Source organism: Aeromonas sp. QDB34 (assembly GCF_027705405.1).
GTDB classification, from domain to species: domain Bacteria; phylum Pseudomonadota; class Gammaproteobacteria; order Enterobacterales; family Aeromonadaceae; genus Aeromonas; species Aeromonas hydrophila.
Genome location: NZ_JAPDBT010000057.1, coordinates 1 through 1386, shown reverse-complemented (window position 1 = coordinate 1386; position 1386 = coordinate 1). Strand labels below are relative to the sequence as shown.

1 protein-coding gene is annotated in these 1386 nt (G+C 55.0%); it reads left to right on the top strand.

The genetic code is table 11. From position 1 onward, the window contains the following. The first annotated feature begins 103 nt into the window (after positions 1–103). The gene (locus OKC29_RS22970; protein WP_011191342.1) at positions 104–1372 is read left to right on the top strand and encodes an IS4-like element ISApu1 family transposase; all 1269 of its coding nucleotides are present in this window, start codon (positions 104–106) and stop codon (positions 1370–1372) included. The last annotated feature ends 14 nt before the right edge of the window (positions 1373–1386 follow it).

Genomic DNA, 1386 nt, shown 5'->3' with positions numbered 1-1386 from the left:
TCATGTACAGGATCTTTAGCGGCAACCAATTGAAATAGATATAAAAAAGGCTTCGTTTGTGATCTGATTTTATCGCCAAACAAAATCAACACGCGCGAAGCCTATGACTATTATCAACGCTAATTACTATCTGGAGCAACTCTTGGCTCCCGCCGCACTCGAGCGCATTGCTCGGCTCTGCAAGTTTTGTCTGCGTCAGCGTGCCATTACCCCAGCCATGCTCGTACCTGCACTGCTGCGGGCCATGGGAGGCGACCAGGTCAATGACATTGCCGGTTTACACCGCCATTTCAATGCCTTGCAACTGGTAAACACCCATCAGGTTTCTTACAAACCGTTTCACAATCAGCTGCGCAAAGAGAGCTTTGCCCTGTTTATGAAAGCCCTGGTCGAGCGGGCCATCGCCTTGCGTATCGACCATCAACTCAAAGCAGCCTCCCTCGGCGCGTTCAAGCAGGTGTTACTGCACGATGGCACCTCCTTTGCGGTGCATCGGCGCCTTGCTGCTGATTTTCCCGGCCGGTTCAAGACCATCAGTCCGGCAGCTATCGAGTGCCATATGACCATGTCACTGTCGGAGCAGAGCCCGTTGTGCATGAGTGTGTCTGCCGATACCGCAGGGGAACGGCAATTTCTGCCTGAAGCCCACACGCTGACCAACTGCCTGCTGCTGGCTGACGCAGGTTACATTGACAGGGCTTGGTTTGAGCAGGTGAACGACGCTGGCGGATTTTATCTGGTGCGCGGCACGAAAAGCCTGAACCCCAAGATAATCCAAGCCTGGCGCGGTGATGGACGGGAAGTACCCAAGCTGGCGGGACTATCTCTGAGAGAGGCCGGACGGCGACGCTGTCGGGCCGAGGTACTGGATATGGTGGTGAAGTCCGGCCAGGTCGAGTACCGGTTGATCCGGCGCTGGTTTGCTGAGGAAAAGCGGTTCTGTCTGTGGATGACGAACCTACCGCGAGCAGCATGGTCAGCAGAGCAGGTGATGAGCCTGTATCGCTGCCGTTGGCAGGTGGAGTTGTTATTTAAAGAGTGGAAATCGCACAACCGGCTCAAGGGGTTTGTGACGGGCGAGAAAGCGATTGCCGAGGGGTTGGTGTGGACGAGCCTGCTGTCGCTGGTGATGAAGAGACGGGTCGCGCAGAGTGTGATGAGTGGGGCGCTATCGATGCTGAAAGCGTCGAAGAACAGTGCGACGTGGTGGCTACCGCTATTGGAAGCAGTGGCCCATAGGGCGCTGACAGAAATAAGGGAAAGATTGGAATGGGCTGCCGATTATTTGGCCAAGAACGCCTGCCGAACCAAGCAGAGAAAGTCGATACAGAACAGGACCTTGGAAGGCGTTTTAAATGGACTCGCCGCTTAAGGTCCTGTACATGA